The sequence below is a fragment of the Streptomyces sp. NPDC059909 genome, assembly GCF_042730885.1.
Classification (GTDB): domain Bacteria; phylum Actinomycetota; class Actinomycetes; order Streptomycetales; family Streptomycetaceae; genus Streptomyces.
On sequence record NZ_JBHWKX010000001.1, the window covers coordinates 224,532 to 251,055 of the forward strand.

At 71.5% G+C, this 26,524-nt stretch carries 25 protein-coding genes; 13 read left to right on the top strand and 12 right to left on the bottom strand.

Annotated elements, in window-relative coordinates:
• Positions 1 to 44 precede the first annotated feature (44 nt).
• The gene (locus tag ACFV9O_RS01095) at positions 45 to 389 is read left to right on the top strand and encodes a rhodanese-like domain-containing protein (protein WP_385410804.1); all 345 of its coding nucleotides are present in this window, start codon (positions 45 to 47) and stop codon (positions 387 to 389) included.
• A gap of 9 nt (positions 390 to 398) precedes the next feature.
• Here ACFV9O_RS01095 and ACFV9O_RS01100 read toward each other — a convergent pair whose 3' ends face one another.
• The 6 genes from ACFV9O_RS01100 to paaA form a co-directional block, all read right to left on the bottom strand.
• Positions 399 to 1,535 carry an acyl-CoA dehydrogenase family protein gene (locus ACFV9O_RS01100; RefSeq protein ID WP_385410806.1) on the bottom strand — a complete coding sequence of 379 codons (1,137 nt, stop codon included), beginning with the start codon at positions 1,533 to 1,535 and terminating at the stop codon, positions 399 to 401.
• Positions 1,536 to 1,688: 153 nt separating this feature from the next.
• Entirely contained in the window at positions 1,689 to 2,741 is a 1,053-nt protein-coding gene (locus tag ACFV9O_RS01105; protein WP_385410808.1) for a 2Fe-2S iron-sulfur cluster-binding protein, read from the bottom strand.
• Positions 2,742 to 3,236: a 1,2-phenylacetyl-CoA epoxidase subunit PaaD gene (paaD, locus tag ACFV9O_RS01110; RefSeq protein WP_385410810.1), complete on the bottom strand. Its 495-nt coding sequence runs from the start codon at positions 3,234 to 3,236 to the stop codon at positions 2,742 to 2,744. It abuts the gene before it with no gap.
• Positions 3,230 to 3,931 carry a 1,2-phenylacetyl-CoA epoxidase subunit PaaC gene (paaC, locus tag ACFV9O_RS01115; RefSeq protein ID WP_385410811.1) on the bottom strand — a complete coding sequence of 234 codons (702 nt, stop codon included), beginning with the start codon at positions 3,929 to 3,931 and terminating at the stop codon, positions 3,230 to 3,232. Before paaC ends, paaD begins: the two co-directional genes overlap by 7 nt.
• On the bottom strand, positions 3,928 to 4,218 hold the full coding sequence (gene paaB, locus ACFV9O_RS01120) for a 1,2-phenylacetyl-CoA epoxidase subunit PaaB (RefSeq protein WP_385410813.1): 291 nt from the start codon (positions 4,216 to 4,218) through the stop codon (positions 3,928 to 3,930). Before paaB ends, paaC begins: the two co-directional genes overlap by 4 nt.
• Positions 4,215 to 5,240 carry a 1,2-phenylacetyl-CoA epoxidase subunit PaaA gene (paaA, locus tag ACFV9O_RS01125; protein WP_385410815.1) on the bottom strand — a complete coding sequence of 342 codons (1,026 nt, stop codon included), beginning with the start codon at positions 5,238 to 5,240 and terminating at the stop codon, positions 4,215 to 4,217. The genes paaB and paaA overlap by 4 nt, the downstream gene beginning before the upstream one ends.
• Positions 5,241 to 5,357: 117 nt before the next feature.
• Between paaA and ACFV9O_RS01130 the strand changes: the two genes are divergently transcribed.
• The 3 genes from ACFV9O_RS01130 (at position 5,358) to ACFV9O_RS01140 (ending at position 8,088) form a co-directional block, all read left to right on the top strand.
• Positions 5,358 to 6,092, top strand: a complete 735-nt coding sequence (locus tag ACFV9O_RS01130; protein ID WP_385410817.1) for a DUF5819 family protein — start codon at positions 5,358 to 5,360, stop codon at positions 6,090 to 6,092.
• 155 nt (positions 6,093 to 6,247) lie between these two features.
• Positions 6,248 to 7,429 (top strand): HTTM domain-containing protein, encoded by a 1,182-nt coding sequence (locus ACFV9O_RS01135; protein ID WP_385411109.1) that lies wholly within the window; start codon positions 6,248 to 6,250, stop codon positions 7,427 to 7,429.
• Entirely contained in the window at positions 7,426 to 8,088 is a 663-nt protein-coding gene (locus ACFV9O_RS01140; RefSeq protein ID WP_385410818.1) for a TrmH family RNA methyltransferase, read from the top strand. The genes ACFV9O_RS01135 and ACFV9O_RS01140 overlap by 4 nt, the downstream gene beginning before the upstream one ends.
• 107 nt (positions 8,089 to 8,195) lie before the next feature.
• On the opposite strand, the gene paaN is transcribed toward ACFV9O_RS01140, so the two are convergent.
• On the bottom strand, positions 8,196 to 9,857 hold the full coding sequence (gene paaN / locus ACFV9O_RS01145; protein ID WP_385410820.1) for a phenylacetic acid degradation protein PaaN: 1,662 nt from the start codon (positions 9,855 to 9,857) through the stop codon (positions 8,196 to 8,198).
• A 125-nt stretch (positions 9,858 to 9,982) separates the two neighbouring features.
• Here paaN and ACFV9O_RS01150 point away from each other — a divergent pair, with 125 nt between their 5' ends.
• Positions 9,983 to 11,515 (top strand): 3-hydroxyacyl-CoA dehydrogenase, encoded by a 1,533-nt coding sequence (locus ACFV9O_RS01150; protein WP_385410822.1) that lies wholly within the window; start codon positions 9,983 to 9,985, stop codon positions 11,513 to 11,515.
• 5 nt (positions 11,516 to 11,520) lie between these two features.
• Positions 11,521 to 12,114 carry a TetR/AcrR family transcriptional regulator gene (locus ACFV9O_RS01155; protein WP_385410824.1) on the top strand — a complete coding sequence of 198 codons (594 nt, stop codon included), beginning with the start codon at positions 11,521 to 11,523 and terminating at the stop codon, positions 12,112 to 12,114.
• Positions 12,115 to 12,212: 98 nt separating this feature from the next.
• Here the strand turns inward: ACFV9O_RS01155 and ACFV9O_RS01160 are convergent, their stop codons facing one another.
• Entirely contained in the window at positions 12,213 to 12,728 is a 516-nt protein-coding gene (locus tag ACFV9O_RS01160; protein WP_385411110.1) for an Lrp/AsnC family transcriptional regulator, read from the bottom strand.
• Between the two features lie 213 nt (positions 12,729 to 12,941).
• On the opposite strand from ACFV9O_RS01160, the gene pdhA reads away from it, so the two are divergent.
• The 7 genes from pdhA to ACFV9O_RS01195 all read left to right on the top strand — a co-directional run bounded on the left by pdhA (position 12,942) and on the right by ACFV9O_RS01195 (position 21,343).
• Positions 12,942 to 14,102 carry a pyruvate dehydrogenase (acetyl-transferring) E1 component subunit alpha gene (gene pdhA / locus ACFV9O_RS01165; protein ID WP_385411112.1) on the top strand — a complete coding sequence of 387 codons (1,161 nt, stop codon included), beginning with the start codon at positions 12,942 to 12,944 and terminating at the stop codon, positions 14,100 to 14,102.
• A complete protein-coding gene (locus ACFV9O_RS01170) occupies positions 14,099 to 15,115 on the top strand; it encodes an alpha-ketoacid dehydrogenase subunit beta (protein ID WP_385410826.1) in 1,017 nt (338 codons plus the stop codon). The genes pdhA and ACFV9O_RS01170 overlap by 4 nt, the downstream gene beginning before the upstream one ends.
• A complete protein-coding gene (locus ACFV9O_RS01175; protein ID WP_385410828.1) occupies positions 15,115 to 16,680 on the top strand; it encodes a dihydrolipoamide acetyltransferase family protein in 1,566 nt (521 codons plus the stop codon). The genes ACFV9O_RS01170 and ACFV9O_RS01175 overlap by 1 nt, the downstream gene beginning before the upstream one ends.
• Before the next feature lie 142 nt (positions 16,681 to 16,822).
• The gene (locus tag ACFV9O_RS01180; RefSeq protein ID WP_385410830.1) at positions 16,823 to 17,680 is read left to right on the top strand and encodes an NTP transferase domain-containing protein; all 858 of its coding nucleotides are present in this window, start codon (positions 16,823 to 16,825) and stop codon (positions 17,678 to 17,680) included.
• A 167-nt stretch (positions 17,681 to 17,847) separates the two neighbouring features.
• Positions 17,848 to 19,176: a molybdopterin molybdotransferase MoeA gene (locus ACFV9O_RS01185; protein ID WP_385410831.1), complete on the top strand. Its 1,329-nt coding sequence runs from the start codon at positions 17,848 to 17,850 to the stop codon at positions 19,174 to 19,176.
• Between the two features lie 20 nt (positions 19,177 to 19,196).
• Positions 19,197 to 20,252: a potassium channel family protein gene (locus tag ACFV9O_RS01190; protein ID WP_385411114.1), complete on the top strand. Its 1,056-nt coding sequence runs from the start codon at positions 19,197 to 19,199 to the stop codon at positions 20,250 to 20,252.
• A gap of 32 nt (positions 20,253 to 20,284) precedes the next feature.
• A complete protein-coding gene (locus ACFV9O_RS01195; protein WP_385410833.1) occupies positions 20,285 to 21,343 on the top strand; it encodes an NAD(P)H-quinone oxidoreductase in 1,059 nt (352 codons plus the stop codon).
• An 85-nt stretch (positions 21,344 to 21,428) separates the two neighbouring features.
• Here ACFV9O_RS01195 and ACFV9O_RS01200 read toward each other — a convergent pair whose 3' ends face one another.
• The 4 genes from ACFV9O_RS01200 to ACFV9O_RS01215 form a co-directional block, all read right to left on the bottom strand.
• On the bottom strand, positions 21,429 to 21,965 hold the full coding sequence (locus ACFV9O_RS01200; RefSeq protein WP_385410834.1) for a bacterial proteasome activator family protein: 537 nt from the start codon (positions 21,963 to 21,965) through the stop codon (positions 21,429 to 21,431).
• Between the two features lie 109 nt (positions 21,966 to 22,074).
• Complete coding sequence (locus ACFV9O_RS01205) at positions 22,075 to 24,936, bottom strand: FtsX-like permease family protein (RefSeq protein WP_385410836.1); 2,862 nt, start codon at positions 24,934 to 24,936, stop codon at positions 22,075 to 22,077.
• Positions 24,933 to 25,694 carry an ABC transporter ATP-binding protein gene (locus ACFV9O_RS01210; RefSeq protein ID WP_385410837.1) on the bottom strand — a complete coding sequence of 254 codons (762 nt, stop codon included), beginning with the start codon at positions 25,692 to 25,694 and terminating at the stop codon, positions 24,933 to 24,935. Before ACFV9O_RS01210 ends, ACFV9O_RS01205 begins: the two co-directional genes overlap by 4 nt.
• Positions 25,695 to 25,800: 106 nt before the next feature.
• Positions 25,801 to 26,415 (bottom strand): PadR family transcriptional regulator, encoded by a 615-nt coding sequence (locus ACFV9O_RS01215; protein WP_385410838.1) that lies wholly within the window; start codon positions 26,413 to 26,415, stop codon positions 25,801 to 25,803.
• Between the last annotated feature and the right edge of the window lie 109 nt (positions 26,416 to 26,524).

Below are 26,524 nucleotides of genomic sequence, written 5' to 3' on the forward strand. Positions count from 1 at the left end.
CATACGCGGTACGCGCCCCGTAGGTACGAGAGAAGGCCAACCCCATGAATTTCGCCTCGCTGCCCTCGGTGGACGTCGTGTCCGTCCCAGCCGACGGTCTGGTGCTCGACGTCCGGGAGGACGACGAGTGGGCGGCCGGCCATGTCCAGGGCGCGCTGCACATCCCGATCAGCGACTTCGTCGCCCGCTACGGCGAGGTCACCGAGGCCGTGGCCGACGGCCGCCGCGCTTATGTGATGTGCCGGGTCGGTGGCCGGTCCGCGCAGGTCACCCAGTATCTGGTGCAGCAGGGCATCGACGCCGTGAACATCGACGGCGGGATGCAGGCCTGGGACGCCGCCGGGCGTCCGATGGTCACCGAGGACGGCAGCCCGGCGTACGTGCTGTAGGCGCCGCTTCTAGGACCCCAGGGGGTGGGCGGCGAGCAGGTCGCCCAGAGCCTCCTCATGGGCCGCCGCCGGGCCGAGCGAGAGCTCGAGCTGCTTGGCCCAGGCGTGGTAGCGGTGCAGCGGGTAGTCGGTGTCGGCGCCGAAGCCGCCGTGCAGGTGCTGTGCGGTCTGGACGATGCGGCGCACGCCGTCGGACGCCCAGATCTTCGCCACCGCGATGTCCCCGGCGGGCGGCAGAGCCCCGCCCGCACCGGTGGAGATCCGCCAGGCGGCCTGCCACAGGGTCGCCTCCATCGCGCGCAGATCGATGTAGCGGTCGGCCGCCTGCACCGCCACGGCCTGGAAGGTCGCGACCGGGAAGCCGAACTGCTCGCGCTTGCTGGTGTACTCACTCGTCATCGACAGCACCCGCTCGCCGAGGCCGAGAGCCAGCGCACAGGTCCCGGTGGCCAGCAGCCCGCGCAGCCACTCCCAGGCCCCCTTGGCGTCGATGACCGCGCCACCCTCGATCCTTACGGAATCCAGCCGGGCCTCGGCGAAGAGTTCGCCGCTGGTGGAGATCTGCTCGGCCAACGTCAGGCCCTCAAGGCCGCGGGGCACGAGAGCGAGGACCGCCCGCCCCTCGTCGGTGTGCGCGGGCACGGCGATCAGATCGGCGCACTGAGCCCAGGGCACGCCCGTCTGCACCCCGTCGAGAACCCACAGCTCGCCGTCCTTGCGGGCGGTGACGGCGAGCTCGGCGGTGTCATGGCCGGTGCGGCCGTTGGCCCCGACGGTCAGCACCAGTTCGCCGCGGCCGACCCGGGGCAGGATGTCGGCCCCGAGTGTTTCGCTGCCGAAGCGCTGAACGGCCATCGCGACCGCGCTGGTTTCCAGCAGCGGCACACGGGCCAGCACCTTCGCCGATTCCCGCAGTACGAGGCAGAGAGCGATGGGGTCCAGGCCCGCCCCGCCGTGCTCCGGGGAAACCACGAGGCTCAGCAGGTCGGCGTCCGCGAGCCTCGCCCACAGTGGCCGGTCGAACTCCTCGGCGACCGCGCCCGGACTGAGCGCGGGGCTCGGCACCCCGTCGGGCGCGACGCCCGAGAAGACCGCCCTTGCTGCTTCGACGGCCGCCTGCTGCTCCTCGGTGAAGGTGAAGTCCACTGCCCTGTCCTTCCGCGCACCGGCCCTGTCCGTGTCCGCCGGACCCGAGGATCCGACCGACCTGACAGATCTGACGGGTCGTCAAGATAGAACAGGTTCTAGCGGAAGGGAATGGTGCCGGCAGTGGGCAGTGCCGGCACCGGCTCCCCAGCGTCAGCGGTCGAAGTCCAGCTCCACTTCGGACGTCACCGGATGCGACTGGCAGGCCAGCACATAGCCCGCCTCGGTCTCCTCCTGCTCCAGCGCGAAGTTGCGGTCCATCCGCACCTCGCCCGAGACCAGGAACGCACGGCAGGTGCCGCACACGCCGCCCTTGCAGGCGTACGGCGCGTCGGAACGGGCCCGCAGCACCGTCTCCAGCAGCGACTCGCCTTCCTGTACCGGCCAGGTGCCCGAGCGGCCGTCCAGCGTCGCACTCAGCGTGCTGTGCGCGGGCGCAGCGACCGGCGCCGGGGCGGGCGCCTCGTCCACATGGAAGATCTCCTCGTGGATACGGCTCCGGTCCACACCCAGCCCGCGAAGCGCCCGCTCCGCGCCCTGGACCAGCCCGAACGGCCCGCACAGGAACCACCCGTCCACATCCGGCACCGGAAGCAGCGCGGGCAGCAGACCCGTCAGTCGCTCCTGGTCCAGCCGCCCGGACGGCAGACCGGCCTGCTGCTCCTCCCGGGAGAGCACGGTGACCAGCTGGAAGCGGTCCGGATAGCGGTCCTTGAGGTCGGCGACCTCCTCCAGGAACATCGTCGAGGCCGCCGTGCGGTCGCTGCGGATCAGACAGAACCGGGCATCCGGCTCCCGCGCCAGCAGCGTCGCCGCGATCGACAGCACGGGGGTGATACCGCTGCCCCCGACGATCCCCGCGAAGTGCCCGGCACGCGGCTCCAGGACGAACCGGCCCATCGGCTGCATGACGTCGACCGTGTGCCCGACGGACAGCTCCTTCAGGGCGTACGTCGAGAACTCGCCGCCCTCGACCAGCCGGATACCCACGCGCAGCACGGGATCCTCGCCGGCGCGGGCGGCGGGCGCGCAGATCGAGTACGTACGCCGGATTTCCTCGCCGTTCGCCCCTGTGCGGCGGATGGCGATGTGCTGGCCGGGCGTGTGGCGGAAGGCGTCGCGCAGCTCGGCGGGGACCGCGAGGGTGACGGCCACCGAGTCGTCCGTGAGCCGCTCGACCTCGCTGACCCGGAGCGGATGGAACATCTACAACTCCTTGAAGTGGTCGAACGGTTCGCGACAGGCAGCGCAGCGGCGCAGTGCCTTGCACGCCGTGGAGGAGAACCTGCTCAGCAGCTCCGTGTCGGTGGAGCCGCAGTGCGGGCAGCGCACGGTGAGCGTGAGGGGAACCGGCCCGCTCACGGCGCCCGGGCGCGGTGGGGCTATCCCGAACTCCTCGAGCTTGCGGCGTCCTTCCGCGCTGATGTCGTCCGTGGACCAGGCAGGGGAGAGCACCTTGACGACCGACACCTCCGCCACGCCGTGGTCGTGGAGCACCCGCTCGATGTCCGAGGTCATCGCCTCGATGGCCGGGCAGCCGGTGTAGGTGGGGGTGAGCTCGACCTCGACCCGGCCGGGGCCGAGGATCTGCACCCCGCGGAGCACACCGAGCTCCTCCAGCGTCAGCACGGGCAGCTCCGGGTCGGGCACGGACCCGGCCAGTCGGCGCAGCTCGGTTTCCAGCAGTGTGTCGGTCACCATGACGCCCCCGGGTGGCTGCGGTGCAGATGCTGCATCTCGGCCAGCATCCGCCCGAACGACTCGGTGTGCAGTCCCTGCCGCCCGGCCCCCGCCGCCCAGGCGCCCTTGTCCGCCGTGGCCGGGACGGTCAGCGTGGCACGCTCCAGCACGGCGGTGACCGACTCCAGCCAGCCCGCCTGCAGCGACTCCCAGTCCACGTCCAGGCCCTCCACCGGCTGGAACATCTCGCCGGTGAACCGCCACAGCGCGTCACAGGCCCGCTGCATCCGCTCATGGCTCTCGGCCGTGCCGTCGCCCAGTCGCAGGGTCCACTGCTCGGCGTGGTCCTGGTGGTAGGCGACTTCCTTGACCGCTTTCGCCGCCAGCCCCGCGAATTCGCTGTCGCCGGCCGCCAGCTGTGCGAAGAGCAACCGCTGGAACGTGGAGAAGTACAGCTGCCGGGCGATGGTGTGCGCGAAGTCGCCGTTCGGCTGCTCGACCAGCTGGAGATTGCGGAAAGCACGCTCCTCGCGGAGATACGCCAGCTCGTCCTCGTCGCCGACGAGGGAGAGCAGGGTCCGGGCCTGCCCCAGCAGGTCGAGGGCGATGTTGGCCAGGGCGACCTCTTCTTCCAGGACCGGTGCGTGGCCGGCCCACTCCCCCAGCCGGTGCGAGAGCACCAGAGCGTCGTCGCCCAGCGCGAGTGCGGCGGTCACAGGTGCTTCACCCCCTCCGGGATGTCGTAGAAGGTCGGGTGGCGATACGGCTTGTCGGCTGCCGGCTCGAAGAACGGGTCCTTCTCGTCCGGGGAGGAAGCGGTGATCGCCATGGACGGCACCACCCAGATCGAGACGCCCTCATTGCGCCGGGTGTAGAGATCCCGGGCATTGCGCAGCGCCATTGCGGCGTCCGGCGCGTGCAGGCTGCCCGCGTGGGTGTGGGACAGCCCGCGCCGCGAACGCACGAACACCTCCCACAGTGGCCAGTCGGTCGAGCTGCTCATGCCGTTGCCTCCACCTGCGCCTCGTCGCGCTTTTCGTTCGACTGGTTCGACTGGTTCGACTCGTTCGACGTGCTGGACGCCGTCTTCGCGGCGTACGCCGCAGCAGCCTCGCGGACCCAGGCGCCTTCCTCATGGGCTCGGCGGCGCTGGGTGATCCGTTGCTCGTTGCACGGACCGTTGCCCTTCAGGACCTGCCAGAACTCGTCCCAGTCGATCGCCCCGAAGTCGTAGTGACCCCGCTCCTCGTTCCACCGCAGATCCGGGTCGGGGAGCGACAGGCCCAGCGCCTCCGCCTGCGGGACGCAGATGTCCACGAAGCGCTGGCGCAGCTCGTCGTTCGAGTGGCGCTTGATCTTCCAGGCCATGGACTGCGCCGAGTGCGCCGATGCGTCGTCCGGGGGGCCGAACATCATCAGGGACGGCCACCACCAGCGGTCCACCGCGTCCTGCGCCATCTCGTGCTGGGCGGGCGTGCCCTGCGAGAGCGCGAGCAGCAGCTCGTACCCCTGGCGCTGGTGGAAGGACTCCTCCTTGCAGATCCGGACCATGGCGCGCGCGTACGGCCCGTAGGAGCAGCGGCACAGCGGCACCTGGTTGGTGATCGCCGCGCCGTCCACCAGCCAGCCGATCGCGCCGACGTCGGCCCAGGTCAGCGTCGGATAGTTGAAGATCGACGAGTACTTCTGGCGGCCGGAGTGGAGCTTGTCGAGGAGCTCGTCGCGGCTCGCCCCGAGCGTTTCCGTCGCGCTGTACAGATACAGGCCGTGGCCTGCCTCGTCCTGCACCTTGGCCATGAGGATCGCTTTGCGGCGCAAGGAGGGCGCGCGCGTGATCCAGTTCGCCTCCGGCTGCATGCCGATGATTTCCGAATGCGCATGCTGGGCCATTTGGCGGACCAGCGAGGCGCGGTACTCATCGGGCATCCAGTCGCGAGGCTCGATGCGCTCGTCGGCGGCCACGGCAGCGTCGAACCGCGCCTGGTGCGTCGTAGCCGCAGTCGTCTCTGCAGTCACTGCCGTCATCGGGCCCCCTACCGACCGATCGTTCGGTTGAATGACTTCAATGGTGGGTCTGAGGCCCGTAAGGTGTCAACCCTGTGGATAACCGGTGGACCGAAGTGACCATGGGATCGGGGCGGGATGGACGCGTACGGCAACGAGGGCGCGAGGCGCGAGGAGGCGCCTCCGGGCGACGAGGGCGCCCCGGGCGGCATAGTGAGCCTCTCGCTCCCCTATCAGGTCGTGGCCGCGGTCGCTCTGGCGATCATCGGTGTGTTCGCCTGCGCCCACCTGGCCATGGTCTTCCTCCATGTCGCGCCCTCGAACACCGTGACCAAGCAGCACGGCGAGGCTGTCGACGGATGGATCTACCCCGAGTTCGAGCAGAACTGGAAGCTCTTCGCCCCCAACCCGCTGCAGCAGAACATCGGCGTCCAGGTCCGGGCGGAGGTCACGGACGGTGACGGTGTCCGCAGCACGAGCGAGTGGATCGACCTCTCGGCCGAGGACGCCGAGGCGATTCGCGGCAATCTTCTCCCCAGCCACGCCGACCAGAACGAGCTCCGCCGTGCCTGGGACTTCTACGCCAACTCGCACACCGACGACAACCGGCCCAACGGCCTGCGCGGCCAGCTCTCCGAGCGCTACATCCGCCGCATCGTGATGATGCGCCTCGAGCACCACGACCTCGCCGGAAAGGTCGAGCGCGTCCAGCTGCGGTCCGTCACCCGCTCCGTCAAGGCCCCGGTGTGGAGCAAGGAGAAGACGGACACCCGGCCGTACTACCGGGTCCTCCCCTGGTGGAAGGTGACCGATGCGGATCTTCCCCTGAACACGCGGAACGACGCCGCGGCAAGCACGGAGGCGGCCAAGTGACCCAGGCCCTCGACGCGGAGACTCCCGACCGCGACAACCGAGACAACACCGTGAGCGCCGAGAGCCGCACAGGCCGCGGAAGCAACGAGAGCCGCGAACGCCCTGAGAGCCGCGAAGACCGCGCGCGCCCCGAGCGCCGGGCCCCGGACCGCCGGCTGGCCCAGGCCATCCAGCGCGTGACGTCGAGCGCCCTCGGCCCGTACCAGAGCGCGATCGTCCGCATCGGCTTCTCGGCCACGTGGCTGCTCTTCCTGCTGCGTGAGTTCCCGAACCGCCGGGAGCTGTACGGGCCCGAGGGCCCCTGGGGCTGGGACATGGCCCAGCAGCTGATCGCCAACAACCATGCCTTCACCGCGCTGATGTGGTCCGACAGCACAGTCTGGTTCGAGGTCGTGTACGCCGTCGCCGTGCTCTCCGGGGCACTGCTGATGCTCGGCTGGCGGACCCGGACCATGTCGGTGCTCTTCATGGTCGGCGTGCTGTCGCTGCAGAACCGGTCGATCTTCATGGGCGACGGCGGCGACAACGTCATCCACCTCATGGCGATCTATCTCGTCCTCACCCGGTGCGGGCAGGTGTGGTCTCTGGACGCCCGGCGCGCCCGGAGCGACGCCGCACGCGGTCAGGACGGCGCGGCACGGGACTGGGCGGGTCCGGTGCTCTGGTCGGTGCTCGGCACGGTCCTGCTCGCGGGGACGGTGCTGGACCGGCTCGGCGGGGAGTGGTGGCTCCTCACCCTGCTCTGGGCGCTGTGGGTCTTCCACGGGGTGTGGTGGGCGGTGAACCGCCGCGCACCGGGCAGCGAGCTGCGCACACTGCTCGACGTCCTCGCCAACCTCATCCACAACGCCACCCTCGCCGTGATCATGGCCGAGGTCTGTCTGATCTACGCCACCGCCGGCTGGTACAAGATCCAGGGCTCGCGCTGGCAGGACGGCAGCGCCCTGTACTACCCGCTCAAGCTCGACTACTTCACCCCCTGGCCCGCTCTCTCGGACATCCTGGCCGGCAGCGGCCTGATCGCGATGCTGCTGACGTACGGCACGGTCATCGTGCAGGTCGCCTTCCCGTTCACGCTCTTCAACCGCAAGGTCAAGAACGTCCTGCTGGTGGCGATGATGCTGGAGCACGCCGGCATCGCCGTCCTGCTCGGCCTGCCGTTCTTCTCGCTGGCGATGATCGCAGCGGATGCGGTCTTCCTGCCGACCGTGTTCCTGGTGTGGCTCGGAGGCCGCGTGGCGCTGGGGCGGGACAGGGTGCTCCGACGGGGGCGGGAGCGGGTCCCCGAGGAGGGCGGTGCGTCCGAGGAGCAGGCTCCACGTACTCTCGTCGGGTGAGCAGCGAGACCCAGGAACCGGTTCAGTACGACGACGGCTACGGCCTGGAGGTCGGTGTCGGTCCCCATCCGCGCCCCTGGCCCGAGGGCGGACCGTACGACCCCGAGCTGCTCGCCCACGGGGACCGGCGCAATGTCGTCGACCGGTACCGGTACTGGACACGGGAGGCGATCGTCGCCGACCTGGACACCCGGCGCCATGACTTCCATGTGGCCGTGGAGAACTGGGGTCACGACTTCAACATCGGCTCCGTGGTCCGGACCGCCAACGCCTTCCTGGCGAAGGAGATCCACATCGTCGGGCGGCGGCGCTGGAACCGGCGTGGAGCGATGGTCACCGACCGCTACCAGCATGTGCGTCACCACGCCGACACGGAATCGCTGACCGCGTGGGCGGCGGCCCAGGAACTGCCGATCATCGGCATCGACAACCTGCCGGGCGCGGTGCCGCTGGAGCGGACGGAGCTGCCCCGGCGATGCGTGCTGCTCTTCGGCCAGGAGGGCCCCGGGCTGACCGAGGAGGCGCGCAAGCACGCGGCCATGGTCTGCTCGATCGCCCAGTTCGGCTCGACCCGCTCGATCAACGCGGGCGCGGCCGCGGCGATCGCGATGCATGCGTGGGTGCAGCGGTACGCGGAGGTCCCGGGCCAGGCGGGCTGAGGCCGCCGGCTGTACGTGAGCCGCGTAGGCGGCCCTGCTGCTGGTGGCCGCACATCGGGAGGCGGGTTCCGTGGCCCGCGGCCGCAGGCCACGGAACGCCGTCCTCGTCAGGCCTGGCGGCGCACTTCCACCACGCGGAAGCGGTTCGACACGAAGGCGCCGTCGCACAGCGCGGCGTTCGCAGCCGGGTTGCCGCCCGAGCCGTGGAAGTCGGAGAAGGCCGCCGTCTGGTTCACGTAGACTCCGCCGGTGAGGTTGAGCGACAGCTGGGCCGACTCCTCCAGGCAGACCTCCTCGATGGCCCGCTCGGACTCCGTCGACGTCGTGTACGCCCCGACCGTCATCGCGCCCTTGTCACGCACCGTCCGGCGCAGCAGCTCCACCGCGTCCTTCGTCGAGTCGACCGCGACCGCGAACGACACCGGCCCGAAGCACTCCGACAGATACGCGGCCTCGTCGTCGGGCTTGGCCCCGTCCAGCTTGACGATCACCGGCGTGCGCACCACGGCGTCCGGGAACTCGGGGTTGGCGACCTCGCGCGAGGCCAGGGCCACCTCGCCCAGGCCGGCCGCCGCCTCCAGGCGGGCCTTCACATCGGGGTTGACCAGGGCGCCCAGCAGGGCGTTCGCCCGGGCGTCGTCGCCGAGCAGACCGGCCACGGCGGCGCCGATGTCGGCGACCACCTCGTCGTACGACTTCCGGCCCGCGTCCGTCGTGATGCCGTCGCGCGGGATCAGCAGGTTCTGCGGGGTGGTGCACATCTGGCCGCTGTACAGCGAAAGGGAGAAGGCCAGGTTGGACAGCATCCCCTTGTAGTCGTCGGTGGAGTCGATGACGACCGTGTTGACCCCGGCCTTCTCCGTGTAGACCTGGGCCTGGCGGGCGTTGCTCTCCAGCCAGTCGCCGAAGGCCGTGGAGCCCGTGTAGTCGATGATCTTGATTTCGGGGCGCACGGCGAGGGTCTTCGCGATGCCCTCGCCCGGGCGCTCGGCGGCCAGCGCGACCAGGTTCGGGTCGAAGCCCGCTTCGCTCAGCACCTCGCGCGCGATCCGCACCGTGAGCGCCAGGGGGAGCACGGCGCGCGGGTGCGGCTTGACCAGCACTGGGTTGCCGGTGGCCAGGGAGGCGAACAGGCCCGGGTACCCGTTCCACGTGGGGAACGTGTTGCACCCGATCAGCAGCGAGATGCCGCGCGGGGCCGCGGTGAACTGCTTCCGCAGCTCCAGGGGGTCGCGCTTGCCCTGGGGCTTGGACCAGTCCGCGGCGGCCGGGGTGCGCATCTGCTCCTCGTACGCATACGCCACCGCCTCCAGGCCGCGGTCCTGGGCGTGCGGGCCGCCCGCCTGGAACGCCATCATGAACGCCTGGCCGCTCGTGTGCATGACAGCGTGTGCGAACTCATGGGTGCGGGCGCTGATGCGGGACAGGATCTCCAGACAGACCAGGGCGCGGGTCTCGGGACCGGCATCGCGCCACGCCGCCATGCCCGCGCGCATCGCGGGCAGCAGTACGTCGAGGTCGGGATGGGGATATTCGATGCCCAACTCCGGGCCGTACGGCGACACCTCGCCGCCCGTCCAGCCGTCGGTGCCGGGCTGGTCCAGCTCGAAGCGGGCGCCCAGCAGGGACTGGTAAGCCGCGAGGCCGTCGGCCGCCCCCGTCTCGCCGTACGCCTTGGGGTGCTCGGGGTGCGGCGACCAGTACGCCCTGGAGCGGATCGCTTCGAGGGCCTGGTCGAGCGTGGGCCGGTGGGTCTCGGTCAGCTGCATGGAAGACCAACTCCTCGTCGAGCTGGGCAGGGAAACGCGGACAGAGTTAGAGTAACCGAACGATCGGTCGGGACAAGGGGGGTCCGCAGAAAGCTGTGGACAACTCGTAGGGGAGGATCACAGCCATGACCGCCATCGAGGCCACCCAGGGGACCAGCGCCGTCGCGCCGAGCCGTACCGTCGCGGTCGTCGGTGCCGGGACCATGGGCCAGGGCATCGCCCAGGTCGCCCTCATCGCCGGCCATCGTGTGCGCCTCTACGACGTCGTCCCCGGCCAGGTGGAGGCGGGCGCGGGCGCGATCCTCTCCCGCCTGGAGCGGCTGGTCGAGAAGGGGCGGCTGGACGAGGAAGCACGCGGCGCCGCGGAGCTCCGGCTGGAGCCGACGACCGACCTCAAGGAGCTCGCGGACAGCGCGCTGGTCGTCGAGGCCGTCGTCGAGAAGCTGCCCGTCAAGCAGGAAATCTTCGGCGCGCTGGAGGAGATCGTCGCCGAGGACTGCATCCTCGCCACCAACACCTCGTCCCTCTCCGTCACCGCCATCGCGGGCGCCCTGCGCCTGCCCGGCCGGTTCGTCGGACTGCACTTCTTCAACCCGGCGCCGCTGCTCCCCCTCGTTGAGGTCGTCAGCGGATTCGCCACCGACGAGGACACGGCGACGCGCGCGTACGAGACAGCCAAGGCCTGGGGAAAGACCCCGGTGCGCTGCACCGACACCCCTGGGTTCATCGTCAACCGCATCGCGCGGCCCTTCTACGCGGAGGCATTCGCCGTCTACGAGGAGCGGGGCGCCGACCCCGCCACCATCGACGCGGTGCTGCGCGAGTGCGGCGGCTTCCGGATGGGCGCGTTCGAGCTCACCGACCTGATCGGCCAGGACGTCAACGAGGCGGTCACCCGCTCCGTGTGGGAGGCCTTCTTCCGGGACCCGAAGTTCACGCCGTCGCTCGCCCAGCGGCGGCTGGTCGAGTCCGGACGCCTGGGCCGCAAGTCGGGACAGGGCTGGTTCTCGTACGCGGACGGCGCCGAGCGCCCCGTGCCCCACACCGCACCAGTGACGGAACCGCCCTCGCACATCACCGTGGAGGGCGATCTGGGCCCCGCCCGGGAGCTGCTCGCGCTGTGCCACGAGGCCGGCATCACGGTCCACGAGGAGGAAGAAGACCGGGGGACCCGCATCCTGCTGCCGAGCGGCGGGCAGCTGGCGCTCGCCGACGGCCAGACGTCCGTCGAGTTCCGGGACGTCGTCTACTTCGACCTGGCGCTCGACTACCGGGCGGCGACCCGCATCGCCCTGTCCGCCTCCGAGATCACCGAGTGGGAGACGCTCCGGCAGTCGATCGGCCTGTTCCAGGCTCTCGGCAAGAGCGTCAGCGTCATCGGCGACGTACCAGGCATGATCGTCGCGCGTACGGTCGCCATGCTGGTGGACCTCGCGGCCGACGCCGTGGCCAAGGGCGTGGCTTCCGCCGAGGACATCGACACGGCGATGCGGCTCGGCGTCAACTACCCGGTCGGCCCGGTCGAATGGGGCCGCAGGCTCGGCCGCGCCTGGGCGCACGAGCTGCTCGACGAGCTCCACGCGCGCGTGCCCACCGGCCGCTACGCGCCGTCCCTGGGTCTCTATCGCCAGTCCTACGTCCAGATGAAGAGCGAGTAGGCCTCATGACGACCGCCAAGCGCGACACCTACACCCCGGAGACACTGCTCTCCGTCGCCGTCCGCGTCTTCAACGAGCGCGGCTACGACGGCACCTCCATGGAGCATCTCTCCAAGGCCGCCGGTATCTCCAAATCGTCGATATACCACCACGTCGCGGGCAAGGAAGAGCTGCTGCGCCGAGCGGTGAGCCGGGCGCTCGACGGGCTCTTCGCGATCCTCGAGGAGCCGGGGGCCACGCGCGGTCGCGCCATAGAGCGAGTCGAGTACGTGACCCGGCGCACCGTCGAGGTGCTCATGGCCGAGCTGCCCTACGTCACCCTGCTGCTGCGGGTGCGCGGCAACACCAGGACCGAGCGCTGGGCCCTGGAGCGGCGCCGGGAGTTCGACCACAAGGTGGCGGATCTGCTCAAGGCGGCGGCGGCCGAGGGCGATCTCCGGGCCGACATGGACATGCGGCTGGCGACCCGGCTGCTCTTCGGCATGGTCAACTCCCTGGTGGAGTGGTATCGGCCGCAGGCCGGCACCGGCTACGACCGGGAGCAGGTCGCCGACGCGGTCGTGCGGCTCGCGTTCGACGGGCTGCGCACGACCCCGTAGAGCGGGCTGCGCCCGGCCGGCCCCGCCCACCGGTTGGCACGGGCCCTGGTGAGTCCGCGCACGCTCGGCGCAGGCTGCGCACGATCACGCGTGCGCTCTCAGCGCGAAGGATCAGGATCGAGATCGGTCTCCTCGAAGACCAGCAGGGTGCGGGTGGAGAGCACCTCGGGGATCGACTGGAGTTTGGTCAGGACGAGTTCGCGCAGCGTGCGGTTGTCCGGCGTGTGGACCAGCAGCAGCACGTCGAAGTCGCCGCTGACCAGGGCGATGTGTGCGGCCCCCGGCAGCGCCTGGAGCTGCTCGCGCACCGTCCGCCAGGAGTTCTGCACGATCTTGAGCGTGATGTAGGCGGAGGCGCCGTGCCCGGCGCGCTCGTGGTTCACGCGGGCGCTGAAGCCGCGGATCACGCCGTCGTCGATGAGCCGGTTGATGCGGGCATACGCATTGGCGCGGGAGACGTGCACCCGCTCGGCGACGGAACGTATCGAGGCACGACCGTCCGTCTGCAGGATGCGCAGGATGTCCCGGTCGATCGCGTCCAGGGGGCGGGGCGGCGGGCTCTGGGCGGCTCCGGACACGGCTTCGTAAACCGTCCGGTCCTCGCCATCGGCCATTTGTTCAGCTGTCACGTCCCCCCGCCTCTCTGTCGTGGACGACCTGTTCCTATCCCAAGCTGTGGAGAACCGTTTGTCCACAGGCTGAAGGTGCCTGTAGCCAAAATGCGCCCACGACCGAACAATCGGTAGGTGAGGCGCCTCACACTCCGCGCCCTCATGGGTCCTTATGCCCGCTCCCACGAGGAGGTGCTCGCGTTGAAGAAGAGCAGCATGACGGTCGAAGAGCGGCCGGGTGCCGCTTATCGGCCCACCCCGCCGCCGGCGTGGAAGCCGCGCACCGACCCCGCGCCGCTGCTTCCGGACGCCGAGCCGTACCGCGTGCTCGGTACGGAGGCTGCCGCCGGGGCGGACTCCCAGCTGCTGCTGCGGCTGTACGCCGAGCTGGTGCGCGGCCGCAGGTACAACGCGCAGGCGACCGCGCTCACCAAGCAGGGCCGGCTCGCCGTCTATCCGTCGAGCACCGGCCAGGAAGCGTGCGAGGTCGCCGCCGCGCTCGCCCTGGAGGAGCGCGACTGGCTCTTCCCCAGCTACCGGGACACCCTCGCGGCCGTGGCCCGCGGCCTCGACCCCGTCCAGGCGCTCACGCTGCTGCGCGGCGACTGGCACACCGGGTACGACCCGCGCGAGCACCGCATCGCACCTCTGTGCACCCCCCTCGCCACCCAGCTCCCGCACGCAGTGGGCCTGGCGCACGCAGCTCGCCTCAAGGGCGACGACGTCGTCGCACTCGCCATGGTCGGCGACGGCGGCACCAGCGAGGGCGACTTCCACGAGGCGCTCAACTTCGCCGCCGTGTGGAAGGCCCCCGTCGTCTTCCTCGTGCAGAACAACGGCTTTGCGATCTCCGTCCCGCTCGCCAAGCAGACCGCCGCGCCCTCGCTCGCCCACAAGGCGGTGGGCTACGGAATGCCGGGCAGGCTGGTCGACGGAAACGACGCGGCGGCGGTGCACGAGGTGCTCACGGAGGCCGTCGAGCGGGCGCGGCGCGGCGGTGGCCCCACCCTCGTCGAGGCCGTCACGTACCGCATGGACGCGCACACGAACGCCGACGACGCCACCCGGTACCGGGCCGACGCCGAGGTGGAGGCCTGGCGTGAGCACGACCCCATCCGGGTGCTGGAGCGAGAGCTGACCGGGCGTGGTCTGCTCGACGAGGACACCGTACGCGCGGCCGCCGAGGCCGCGGAGACGATGGCCGCACAGCTGAGGGAGCGGATGAACGCCGATCCGGTGCTCGACCCGATGGACCTGTTCGCGCATGTCTACGCCGAGCAGACCAGCCAACTGAGGGAGCAGGCCGCGCAGTTGCGTGCCGAGCTGGACGCCGAGGACGGGGAAGGCGCGCACGGCGCGGAGGGTGACGCACGATGAGCACGGCAACTGCCGGGCGGGCCGCCAAGCCCGCCACGATGGCCCAGGCCCTCCAGCGCGCGATGCGCGACGCGATGGCCGAGGACCCGTCCGTCCACGTCATGGGTGAGGACGTCGGCACGCTGGGCGGCGTCTTCCGGGTCACCGACGGGCTCGCCAAGGAGTTCGGCGAGGACCGCTGCACGGACACGCCGCTCGCCGAGGCCGGCATCCTCGGTACGGCTGTCGGCATGGCGATGTACGGCCTGCGGCCCGTCGTGGAGATGCAGTTCGACGCCTTCGCCTACCCGGCGTTCGAGCAGCTGATCAGCCATGTCGCCCGTATGCGCAACCGCACGCGGGGCGCCATGCCGCTGCCGATCACGGTGCGCGTTCCGTACGGCGGCGGGATCGGCGGCGTCGAGCACCACAGCGACTCCTCCGAGGCGTACTACATGGCGACTCCGGGGCTCCATGTCGTCACGCCCGCGACCGTCGACGACGCCTACGGGCTGCTGCGGGCGGCGATCGCCTCCGACGACCCGGTGGTCTTCCTGGAGCCGAAGCGGTTGTACTGGTCGAAGGCCGACTGGTCGCCGGACGCCCCGGCGGCGGTGGAACCGATCGGCCGCGCGGTGGTACGGCGCTGTGGACGCAGCGCCACCCTCATCACGTACGGCCCGTCCGTGCCGGTCTGTATGGAGGCGGCCGAGGCGGCACAGGCCGAGGGCTGGGACCTCGAGGTCGTCGATCTGCGCTCGCTCGTGCCGTTCGACGACGAAACGGTGTGTGCGTCGGTGCGGCGCACCGGGCGCGCGGTCGTCGTCCATGAGTCCAACGGCTTCGGCGGTCCCGGCGGGGAGATAGCGGCTCGGGTCACCGAGCGCTGCTTCCACCGCCTGGAGGCGCCGGTGCTGCGCGTGGCCGGCTTCGACATCCCGTACCCGCCGCCGATGCTCGAGCGGCACCATCTGCCGGGTGTGGACCGGATTCTGGACGCGGTCGCCCGGCTGCAGTGGGAGGCGCAGAGCTGATGGCCCAGGTGCTCGAATTCAAGCTGCCTGACCTCGGTGAAGGTCTGACCGAGGCGGAGATCGTGCGCTGGCTGGTCTCGGTCGGCGATGTCGTCGCCATCGACCAGCCGGTCGTCGAGGTCGAGACGGCCAAGGCGATGGTGGAGGTGCCGTGCCCGTACGCGGGCGTGGTGACCGCGCGCTTCGGCGAGGAGGGCACGGAGCTGCCCGTCGGGGCGCCGCTGCTGACCGTCGCGGTGGGCGGATCGGAGCCGGCACCCGGGGACTCCGCGGCCTCGGCCGGATCCGGCGCATCGGGTACCTCCGGCACCTCCGCCTCCGAGGACGAGACCTCCGGCAATGTGCTGGTCGGGTACGGCACCGGCGCCCCGGCGGCCCGGCGGCGCCGGATCCGGCCGACGGCGTTGTCCGGCACTGCACACTCCCCGGTATCCGGCGGCGGGGGTGCTCCGGGTGCCGGCCGGGCTGGGGCCCATGTGCCGCCCGGGGCTGCCCATGCGTCCGCGTCGGGAGACCGGCCGGGGGGCGGGCACAGCTTCCCGGAGCCCGTGTGGGACAGCGCTGTCGAGAGCCCGGCGCCCGATGTGCTCGCCGACGAGGAGTTCGCGACAGCTCCTGTCGCCCCTGCCGCCGCTCCCGCCCCTGCGGCGCCGGACCGTGCAGGACCCGTGGCGGTGATCTCGCCGCTGGTGCGACGGCTGGCCAGGGAGCACGGGGTCGATCTGCGGCAGCTGCACGGATCCGGGCCCGAGGGGCTGATCCTGCGGGCCGATGTGGAGCAGGCGGTACGGTCCCTCGCGGGCGCCGCCGCGCCGCAGCAGCCCGCCCCCACTCCGCCGCCCGCTTCCGCGCCTGCGCCCGCACCGGTTGCCGCAGGAGCTGAGCGGATCCCGCTGCGCGGGGTGCGCGGGGCCGTCGCGGAGAAGCTGTCCCGCAGCCGCCGGGAGATCCCGGACGCGACCTGCTGGGTCGACGCGGACGCGACCGAGCTGATGGCCGCGCGCCGGGCGATGAACGCGGCGGGCGGGCCGAAGATCTCGCTCCTCGCCCTGTTCGCCCGGATCTGCACGGCCGCTCTCGCCCGCTACCCCGAGCTGAACGCCACGGTGGACCTGGACGCCAGGGAGATCGTGCGTCTGCCCGCGGTGCATCTCGGCTTCGCGGCCCAGACCGAGCGCGGTCTGGTCGTCCCCGTCGTACGGGACGCACACAGCCGTACTGCCGAGTCGCTCACCGAGGAGTTCGCCCGGCTGACCGAGACGGCCCGGCGGGGCGCCCTCACCCCGGCGGACCTCACCGGCGGCACGTTCACGCTGAACAACTACGGGGTGTTCGGGGTCGACGGGTCCACCCCGATCATCAACCACCCGGAGGCGGCCATGCTCGGGGTCGGCCGCATCGTGCCGAAGCCCTGGGTGCACGAGGGCGAGCTCGCGGTCCGGCAGGTCGTGCAGCTCTCGCTCACCTTCGACCACCGGGTGTGCGACGGCGGCACGGCGGGCGGCTTCCTCCGGTATGTGGCCGACTGCGTGGAGAATCCGGCAGTGCTGCTGCGCACGCTGTAGCCCGGAGCGATTCCGGGCAGGCGAGCGGGTCCGGGCCGTCTCGAGCACTCGAGTGTCGTCTCGAGCGGTTCGAGCCGTCCCGAGCGGTGTCAGAGCCGTCACGAACGGTTCCGTCCGGGTGATCGCGGCCCATACTGCTGGGGTGACTGCGCAAGCGGAGTACGACGCGATCGTGCTCGCCGGAGGTGCCGCCAAGCGGCTCGGCGGGGCGGACAAACCCGGAGTGAGCGTGGGCGGCCGGGCGCTGCTCGACCGCGTGCTCGCGGCGTGCAGAGGCGCCGGCCGCACCGTCGTCGTCGGCGACCGGCGGGCGACCGCGCGCCCCGTGAGCTGGGCGCGCGAGAGCCCGCCCGGCGGCGGACCGCTCGCCGCGCTCGACGCGGGAGTGCGGCAGACCGGGGCCGGCACCGTTCTCGTGCTCTCCGCGGATCTGCCGTTCCTCGGCGATGCGACGGTGCGGCGGCTGCTCGACGCGCTGGGCCCCGAAGGGCCGGAGGCCGTTCTGCTCACCGACGCGGACGGCCGTGACCAGCCGCTCGTCGCCGCGTACCGGACGGATCCGCTGCGCCGCGCACTGGCTCTCATCGCCACCGAGCACGGCGGAATCGCCGGGCTTCCGCTGCGGCGGCTCATGCAGGAGCTGAAGGTCGACCGGGTCGCCGCGGGGCCGCTCGACGCCTTCGACTGCGACACCTGGGAGGACATTGCCGCGGCCAGGGCCAGAATCAGGGAGCATGGGAACGTGCTGGATGAATGGATCACCGCAGTCAAGACCGAACTCGGCGTCGAGCTCGACGTCGACACCGGCGTCCTCCTCGACCTGGCCCGCGACGCCGCGCACGGCGTCGCCCGGCCCGCAGCACCACTCACCACGTTCCTCGTCGGCTATGCGGCGGCCAAGGCGGGCGGAGACAGCGCCCAGGCCGTAGCCGAAGCAGCGCGCAAGGCGGCCGCCCTCGCCGACCGCTGGGCGGCGGAAGCGGACGAGGCCGGCAGCTGATGACCACCCAGGACCGCGAACCCGACGCTCCGGGCGTGCCCGGACAGGCTCATGCAGGAGGGTCCGGTCCGGGCCCGGGCGTCGGCGGCCGCCACGCAGACACTCCAGCCACCGCCCCGGCTCCGTCCACGGCCCCGGCTCCAGCCACGGCCACGGACACCGCCGCCATGGCTCGCAGCGCAGCAGCCGCCGCCGAAGACGACGGCGTGGAGGATGCTCTCGCCCTCGTGGGCCGGCAGCCCGGCCCGGGCCAGGGGCGGCCCGCTGCCGGAACCGAGCGGCATCGGGCGACCCCCTGGGGCGAGGCTCGTGCCCGCGCGGCGCGTGCGGGCCGCGGCACTCCGCCTCCGGTCCGCCCCGAGCCCCTCGACCGCGCCCTCGGGCAGGTGCTCGCCGAACCGCTCACCGCGCTCACCGATCTCCCGTCCTTCGACACCTCCGCCATGGACGGCTGGGCCGTCGCAGGACCGGGCCCCTGGACAATCCGGGTGAGTGGGAGCGGCATCCTCGCCGGGCACAGCGAGCCGGAGGCCCTCACGGACGGTACGGCCGTACGGATCGCCACCGGCGCCCGGATCCCGGCCGGGGCCACAGCCGTCATCCGCAGCGAGCACTCCCGCATCGACGGGGGCGGTCATCTCCATGCCCAGCGGCAGGTGACGCACGGACAGGACATCAGGCCCCGAGGTCAGGAGTGCCGCTCCGGCGACCAACTCCTGCCCGCCGGGACCCCGGTGACCCCGGCCGTGCTCGGGCTCGCGGCGGCCGCCGGTTACGACCAGCTGCTCACCGTCCGCCGGCCGCGCGTCGAGGTGCTCGTACTCGGCGATGAGTTGCTCACCGAGGGGCTGCCCCGGGACGGGCTCATCCGTGATGCCCTCGGGCCGATGATCGGGCCCTGGCTGCGCGCGCTCGGCGCCGAGGTGCTCGCCACCCGGCGGATCGGTGACGACGCGGAGGCGCTGCACCGGGCCGTCACATCATCGGAGGCCGATCTCCTCGCCACCACGGGCGGGACGGCGGCCGGACCGGTCGACCATGTCCACCCGGTGCTCCGGAAGACGGGAGCCGAATTGCTCGTCGACGGCGTCGCCGTACGGCCCGGACATCCCATGCTGATGGCCAGGCTCGCGCCCGGCCGCTATCTGGTGGGGCTGCCCGGGAATCCGCTCGCCGCGGTCTCCGGGCTGCTCACCCTTGCCGAGCCGCTGCTGCGGGGCATGTCCGGGCGGGAGGCCGCGGGAGCCGCCCCGGACCCGTACCGCGCCTGCCTGCGGGACGAGGTGCAGGGTCATCCTTACGACACCCGGCTGGTGCCGGTGGTCCGCCGCGGCGACCGGCTCGTACCACTGCACTACAACGGTCCGGCCATGCTCCGGGGCATCGCCGCCGCGCACGGTCTCGCCGTCGTACCGCCGGGCGGGGCGCGCGCCGGCGATGAGCTGGAGGTCCTGGACCTGCCGTGGTCGCCGAGCGGCGAAGGGTGTTTCACGTGAAACTTGCCGGCCAGGACGCGATGGCCCGGCAGGCCGAGGAACAGCTGGTCACCGCGCGTGTGACGATGCCGCGCCCGGTCGTCGAGCGCCCCCTGCACCAGGTCGCCAAGCGCCTGATGATGGCGCTCGGCGTGCTGTTGCTGACGGTGTTCATCGTCTGGCTCGACCGCGGCGGCTACCACGACAACGCGGACGAGAGCGTCGACTTCCTCGACGCCGTCTACTACGCGACCGTCACCCTCTCCACCACGGGCTACGGCGACATCGTGCCGCGCAGTGACAGCGCTCGGCTGGTCAATGTGCTGCTGGTGACACCGCTGCGCGTGCTCTTTCTGATCATCCTGGTCGGCACGACTCTCGAGGTTCTCACCACACGGACCCGGGAGCAGTGGCGGCTGAACCGCTGGAGGGACACCGTGCGTGACCACACCGTAGTCGTCGGCTTCGGCACGAAGGGGCGTTCCGCGATTCAGACCCTGTGTGCGACGGGCCTGAAGAAGGATCAGATCGTCGTCGTGGATCCGAGTTCCAAGGTGGTCGAGGCGGCGAACGCGGACGGGTTCGCAGGCGTGCTCGGCGACGCGACCCGCAGCGAGGTGCTGCTGCGGGCGGAGCTGCAGAAGGCGCGCCAGATCATTATCGCCACGCAGCGTGACGACACGGCCGTACTGGTCGCCTTGACGGCGAGACAGCTCAATCGTGGGGCGAAGATCGTCGCCGCCGTACGGGAAGAGGAGAACGCGCCGCTGCTGCGGCAGTCCGGGGCGGATGCGGTGATCACCAGCGCCAGTGCGGCGGGCCGGCTGCTCGGGCTGTCCGTGCTCAGCCCGAGTGCGGGCAGGGTGATGGAGGACCTGATCCAGCAGGGCACCGGGCTCGATGTCATAGAGCGGCCGGTGACGAAGAGTGAGGTCGGCAAGAGCTGCCGGGAGACGGACGACCTGGTGGTGAGCGTCGTGCGCGGGCACCGGCTGCTCGGGTACGACGATCCCGAGGCGAGCCCGCTGCAGTTGACGGACCGTCTGATCTCCATCGTGCGGGCGACGAACGTGCCGCCGCAGGGCGCTGCCGAGTAGCGGTTCGGGGGCGTCGGAGTAGCCTCGCGGCCATGCATGCGATCACGATTCCCGAACCAGGTGGTCCCGAGGCGTTGGTGTGGGCGGAGGTCCCCGATGCCCAGGCAGGCGAGGGGGAAGTCCTCGTCGAGGTTGCCGCGAGCGCCGTCAACCGCGCCGATCTTCTGCAGCGGCAGGGCTTCTACGACCCGCCACCCGGGTCGTCCCCCTACCCCGGGCTGGAGTGCTCGGGGCGCATCGTCGCGCTCGGCCCCGGGGTGTCCGGGTGGAGCGTCGGCGACGAGGTGTGTGCGCTGCTGGCGGGCGGCGGATACGCGGAGAAGGTGGCGGTGCCGGTCGGGCAACTGCTGCCGCTGCCGGAAGGAGTGGACCTGGTCACGGCAGCGGCGCTGCCGGAGGTGACCTGCACGGTCTGGTCCAACGTGTTCATGGTGGCGCATCTGCGGCCGGGCGAGACGCTCCTGGTGCACGGCGGTGCGAGCGGGATCGGCACGATGGCGATCCAGCTGGCGAAGGCGGTGGGCGCGAAGGTCGCGGTCACCGCGGGTGGGCCGGAGAAGCTGGAGCGCTGCGCGGAGCTGGGCGCGGACATCCTCATCGACTACCGCGAGCAGGACTTCGTGGAGGAGATCCGGAAGGCGACGGGAGGTGCGGGGGCGGACGTCATCCTCGACATCATCGGCGCGAAGTATCTGGACCGGAATGTACGGGCGTTGGCCGTGAACGGCCGCCTGGCCGTGATCGGGCTGCAGGGCGGGGTGAAGGGCGAGCTGAATCTGGGGGCGCTGCTGGGGAAGCGGGGGGCGGTGACGGCGACGTCGCTGCGCGGGCGGCCGTTGCATGAGAAGACGGCGATCGTGGCGGCGGTCCGGGAGCACGTCTGGCCGCTGGTCGAGGCCGGGACGGTGGGGGCAGTGGTGGATCGCACCGTGCCGATGCGGGAGGCGGCGGAGGGGCACCGGGTGCTGGAGTCGGGTGCGAACGTGGGCAAGGTGCTGCTGGTGGCGCCGGCGGCGGGCGTCGCCGACGCGGACGCACACACGGGCACGGAGGCGGACGCTTCTGCGGGCACGGCTGCGTCCGAGGGCTGAGCGGGGAACGGGTTACTGGTTACGTACAGCCGTGGGCCCCGTTCCCTCTGGGGAACGGGGCCCACGCGCAGGTGTCTGTGAGCGGCTAGAGGTACGGGCCCGAGCGGATGGCGCCGTGGGAGGTGTCGTCGTCCGTGGGGGCGCCGGGCGGGAGGGCGCGGCGCATTTGCTCGAGCTGGGCGCGCGCCGCCATCTGCTGGGCGAACAGCGCCGTCTGGATGCCGTGGAAGAGGCCCTCCAGCCAGCCGACCAACTGGGCCTGCGCGATGCGCAGTTCCGCCTCCGACGGAATCACGTCGTCCGTGAACGGAAGCGAGAGGCGCTCGAGCTCCTCGACCAGCTCCGGAGCGAGGCCGTCCTCGAGCTCCTTGACCGAGCCGCGGTGGATCTCCTTGAGTCTGACGCGGCTGGCCTCGTCGAGAGGTGCCGCCCGCACTTCCTCCAGCAGCTGCTTGATCATGCTTCCGATGCGCATGACCTTCGCAGGCTGTTCCACCATGTCCGTCACGGGGACCTCGCGCACTTGGTCGTCAGCTTCGCCGCCGCCGAGCGCCATTCCGTCCTGTCCCACTACGAGGACGTGGGGGCTCTGCGGCGACCGTTCATTCCTCGGCATCTCCATGCCGCCATTCTCTCGCACATGTGCTTTCCCACAGGGTGTGCCCCCGTACGAGCGTGATCCACCCTCGTACGGGGGCACAGAGCCGTCACAGAGCCGCGGAATCAGCCGGTCAGGTGGCCTCCCGCCGGGCCAGGGCCCCGCGGGACCGGGTGACCAGGGCCGCGAGGACGGCCGCGCCGACCGGGACCGCGACGATCAGGACCGCCAGGGTCTCCCAGGGGATGACGACCGGCACGTTCGGCGGGCCGCTGAAACCGCCGAAGCCCGAGTCGAGTGCCTGCTCGTACCACTTCATCTGCTCGCGCTCCTCGGTCAGCCGGAGTCCGACCGCGGGCAGCACACCGGCCGCGGAGCCCAGCACCACACCCATGGCGGCCACCACACCGCACTGGAAGCCGCTCAGCGTGCGCCGTACCCTCGGCGGGGCGCCGACGGCCGCCAGCGTCTTCAGGTCCGCCTCGGCGTCGGCCTGGGCGAGCCCGGTGGCGATACCGGCCGCACCGATGGTGATCAGCCCGGCGAAGACGGTCAGCGCCAGCAGCACGATGCTGTTCTCGCTGGTGTAGCCCTCCTCGATGTGGAGCATGACGTCGGCGCCCGACTTGTCGAGCTCACCGTTGAGCTTCTGGCGCTGCTCGGTGGTCGGCGCCTGCTCGGTCGTGTAGTACGCGCCGTACGGGACCGTGGTGAGGCCGGCCGCCTTGGCCGCCGCCGGGGGCACGATCATGGAGATGCCGTACGACGTGACCTCCCCGGGCGCCTGGTGGACGGGGAACGTCCTGACGGTGCCCGGCGCCTCCTTGCCCTCCTCGGCGGCCTTGTCAGCGGCCTTCGTGTCGGTGATCAGCCGGATACCGATCGTGCCGTTCTTTTCCACGTTGCGCTTGTCGAACGAGACGACCTTGCCGTCCGCCAGGGCCTTCACGGCTCCCGGGTCCTCGATGGCGAGGGCGTCCAGCAGCTTCGCGTCGCCGACGACCACCCCGCCCTCGACGTACGCGGAGCCGCGGTTCTCCTGGCAGCGCCAGTCCTTGGAGAGGGCGCGGCGCTGCGCCACGGTGAACTTCTCCGCCGGGTCCTCGTCCCCGGGACCGAACGCCCACAGCGGGCACTGGTTCGCCTTCGGTACGACGACCTCGTAACGGCCGCAGTCGGGGCTGCCGCTGTAGGACATCGTGCACTGCTTCTTCCCGACGGAGATGCGGTCCACATCGGCCCGCACATCGACCGGCAGGTACTTCTGCACCGCCGCGCGGGCCTGGGCGACGTCCCGGCCGCCGGGCTCGTCCATCACCAGGGACACCCCGCCGCGCGGCAGCTGGGCCTCGTACTCGGCCGCGCCCTGGGCGTCCCGGCTTGCCGCGTACGTGGCCACCGCGACCGTCCCCGCGACCGCTGCCAGCACCGCGGCCACCGCGGGAGCCGTACGGCCCCGGTTGCGCACGGCGTCGCGCAGCGCGAGCCGGGGCGAGAGCGGCAGCCAGCGCCCGGTGCGGCCGAAGAGGCCCACCAGTGCGGGCGTCAGGGCCACCACACCCAGCTCCGCGATCGCACTGCCGCCCGCGACGATGACGAACTGCTCCGAGTACAGGGACCCGTACAGGGCGAGCGCCGCGCCGAGCAGCACCGCGATCAGCCCGATCACCGGGAGCACCCGGCTGCTGCGGCGCACGCCCCGACGGCCGGTGAGCGAGGCCAGGACGGTCTGCCGGGAGGCGGTGACAGCCGGGACGATCGCGGCCAGCAGGCCGGTCATCACGGCGAGCAAGCCGATGCCGACCAGCTCCAGCGGCCGGATGTCGAAGCTGCCGAATCGCGCCCCGATGTACTCCTCGAGCAGCGGCCGGAGGGCGAAGGTGGCGACGAGACCGAGGACGGTGCCCACGACGGCTGCCACGAAGCCGATCACCAGGCCCCCCGCCAGGACGATGGCGCGGATGTGACGGCGGTCGCCGCCGTTGGCGCCGACCAGTCCGAGCTGGCGGCGCGAGCGCCGGGCGCCCACGGCGAAGGCGGGCCCGGCCAGCAGACAGATCTCCAGCATGGCGAGGCCGACGACGGTGCCGACCGCGGCCAGTGCCGCCGCACGGGCGCCGGCGCTCTCCTCGTAGCCGCCGCCCCAGTCCTCCCGCTGGAACAGGGGCACGTCCGCATCCGCGGGCGGATCGAGCTGAACGGCCCGCGAATTCACCAGGACGCCCTTGGTGTTGGCCTCCTTGACCATGTTCCACGTGAAACCGCCGGAAGCGCCGACCAGATAGGTGGTGCGCTTCTCGACGCCGGGCAGGTCGTCGGCCACCAGCGCCTTGTCGAGCGGGTCGAGCAGGGCGCCGGGGAGCGCGTTGACCTGGTCGGTGGCGAGCGAATCGGGCAGCTCGTACGAGCCGACGATGGTGTACTCCCGGTCGAGCCCGCGCGCCGTGAGCTTGGAACCCACGCTCAGCCCGCTGGACTCCAGGAAATGGGTCGTCGCCGCCACCTCGTCGGTCCCCTTGGGGAACCGGCCGCCGACCAGCGTCATGATGCCCGCGGCCATCGGGTCCGCGGACCTGAACTCACGCAGTTCGGTGCTCAGCAGGCCGTGCGCGGTGCGCAGCTTCCCGAAGCCTGTCGAGTCCTCCAGGGTCTTGGTGTCCGCCGGGAGGGCCTTGCGGATGTCGGCGTCGCCCTTGGGCCACGGCTTGTCCTCGAAGTCCCCGACCGGCGAGTAGGTGTTGCCGTCGGGGGCCTGGTGGATCGGCGTCCCGCTGGTGCCGGGGTCGGACATCCGGGCGTCGGCGGCGCCGAGCGTGCGCTGAAGGGTCTGCTCGGTGGAGAGTTCGGCGCTGCGCAGAGTCAGATCGGCGGCGCTGACGCCGAGGATCGGCAGGGCGATCATCGCCAGGACGAGGAAGCTGCGTCCCTTGGAACGCCAGGCGTCACGGCGGGCGATGCGTATCGCGGCCCGCCAGGAGTGGTACCAGTTCGTCACCGCTCGGCCGCCTGCCCGGTCAGCAGGGAGTCCGCCTCGCTGCGGACGGTCTGGTCGACGACCGCGCCGTCGCGCAGGAAGACCACCCGGTCCGCCCAGGCCGCGAAGCGCGGCTCATGGGTGACGAGGATGCCCGCCGCGCCCGCGTCGCAGCGGGCGCGCAGCAGGGCGAGCACGGACTCGCCGGTCTCGGAGTCCAGGGCGCCGGTCGGCTCGTCGGCGAGGACGAGACGGCGGTCGCCGACCAGGGCCCGGGCAATGGCCACGCGCTGCTGCTGTCCGCCGGACATCTCGTCGGGGAAGCGGTCCGCGAGATGGGCCAGGTCCATCTCCTCCAGCGCGGCGAGGGCCTCGACGCGGGCCTTGCGGGCGGAGGTGCCGTCGAGTTCGCGGGGCAGCGCGATGTTCTCGGCGGCGGTGAGCGCCGGGATCAGGTTGTAGTCCTGGAAGACGTAACCGATGCTGCGGCGGCGCAGGGCGGCGAGCGTCTTGCGGTCGGCGGTGGTGATGTCGGTGTTCTCGACGATCACCTGGCCGGAGCTCGGGGCGTCGAGGCCGCCGGCGATCGTGAGCAGCGTCGACTTGCCGGAGCCGGACGGGCCCATGACGGCGACGAGTTCACCGGGGAACACATCGAGGTCGACACCGCGCAGGGCGTGCACCTCGGTGGCGCCGCTGCCGTGGACGCGGGTCAGGTTCCGCAGCTGCAGCACGGGCTGCTGTGGTGACGGCTGCGGCTGGTGGGAGTGGTCGGACATGGAGGGGTCCCCCCTTGGGCGTACGCGCAGGGGCGTACGCGAGCGGATGTGAAGAGAGAGGTACGCGGGACAGAGACGTGTGTGGGACACGGAACGGAGCCGGAGCTCAGCCCCGCCGCCTCCGGTGGTCATGTGCGGGCGCCGGAGCCGGGGCGGGTGGGGGTGCGGGCTCCGGCGCCAGGGACGCCGTCGCGGAGAGCCGGATGAGCCGGGCCTCGCAGTGGTCGAGCCAGCGGGCCTCCGCCTCGGTCTGGAAGATGAGCTGTTCCAGTACGAGCAGCCAGGCGACCTCGTCGCGGTCGGTGGGAGCGGATTCCAGTGCCTGGGCCTTGAGCCGGGTGTAGTCCTGCATCGCCTTCACGGTGTGCCGGCGCTGGGACTGGATGACCGCGCGGATGTCGACCGTCGGCGCGCCGACCGCCATGGCGAGCTTGATGGCCAGCTCGTCGCGGGCCGGGCTGGTGCGGTCGACGGGCCGTTCGAACCAGGACTTCAGCTCGCTGCGCCCGGCGTCGGTGATGGCGTAGAGCGCGTGGCCCGCCGAATCCTCCCCGTCCTGTACGACCATGCCGTCGCGCTCCAGTCGGCTCAGGGTCGTGTAGACCTGGCCGACGTTGAGCGGCCAGGTGGCTCCCGTGCGGGACTCGAACTCCGTACGGAGCTGGGAGCCGTAGCGAGGACCGCGTTCGAGGAGGGCGAGAAGCCCGTGGCGGATCGACATACTCAGTATGTATACCGGGTATGCCGACGCGCACAACCGACCTGAGACGGACGTTGCGCGTAGGCCCTACGAGGGACGAGGGGCTCTTGAGGGGGTGCCGGTGCGGGTG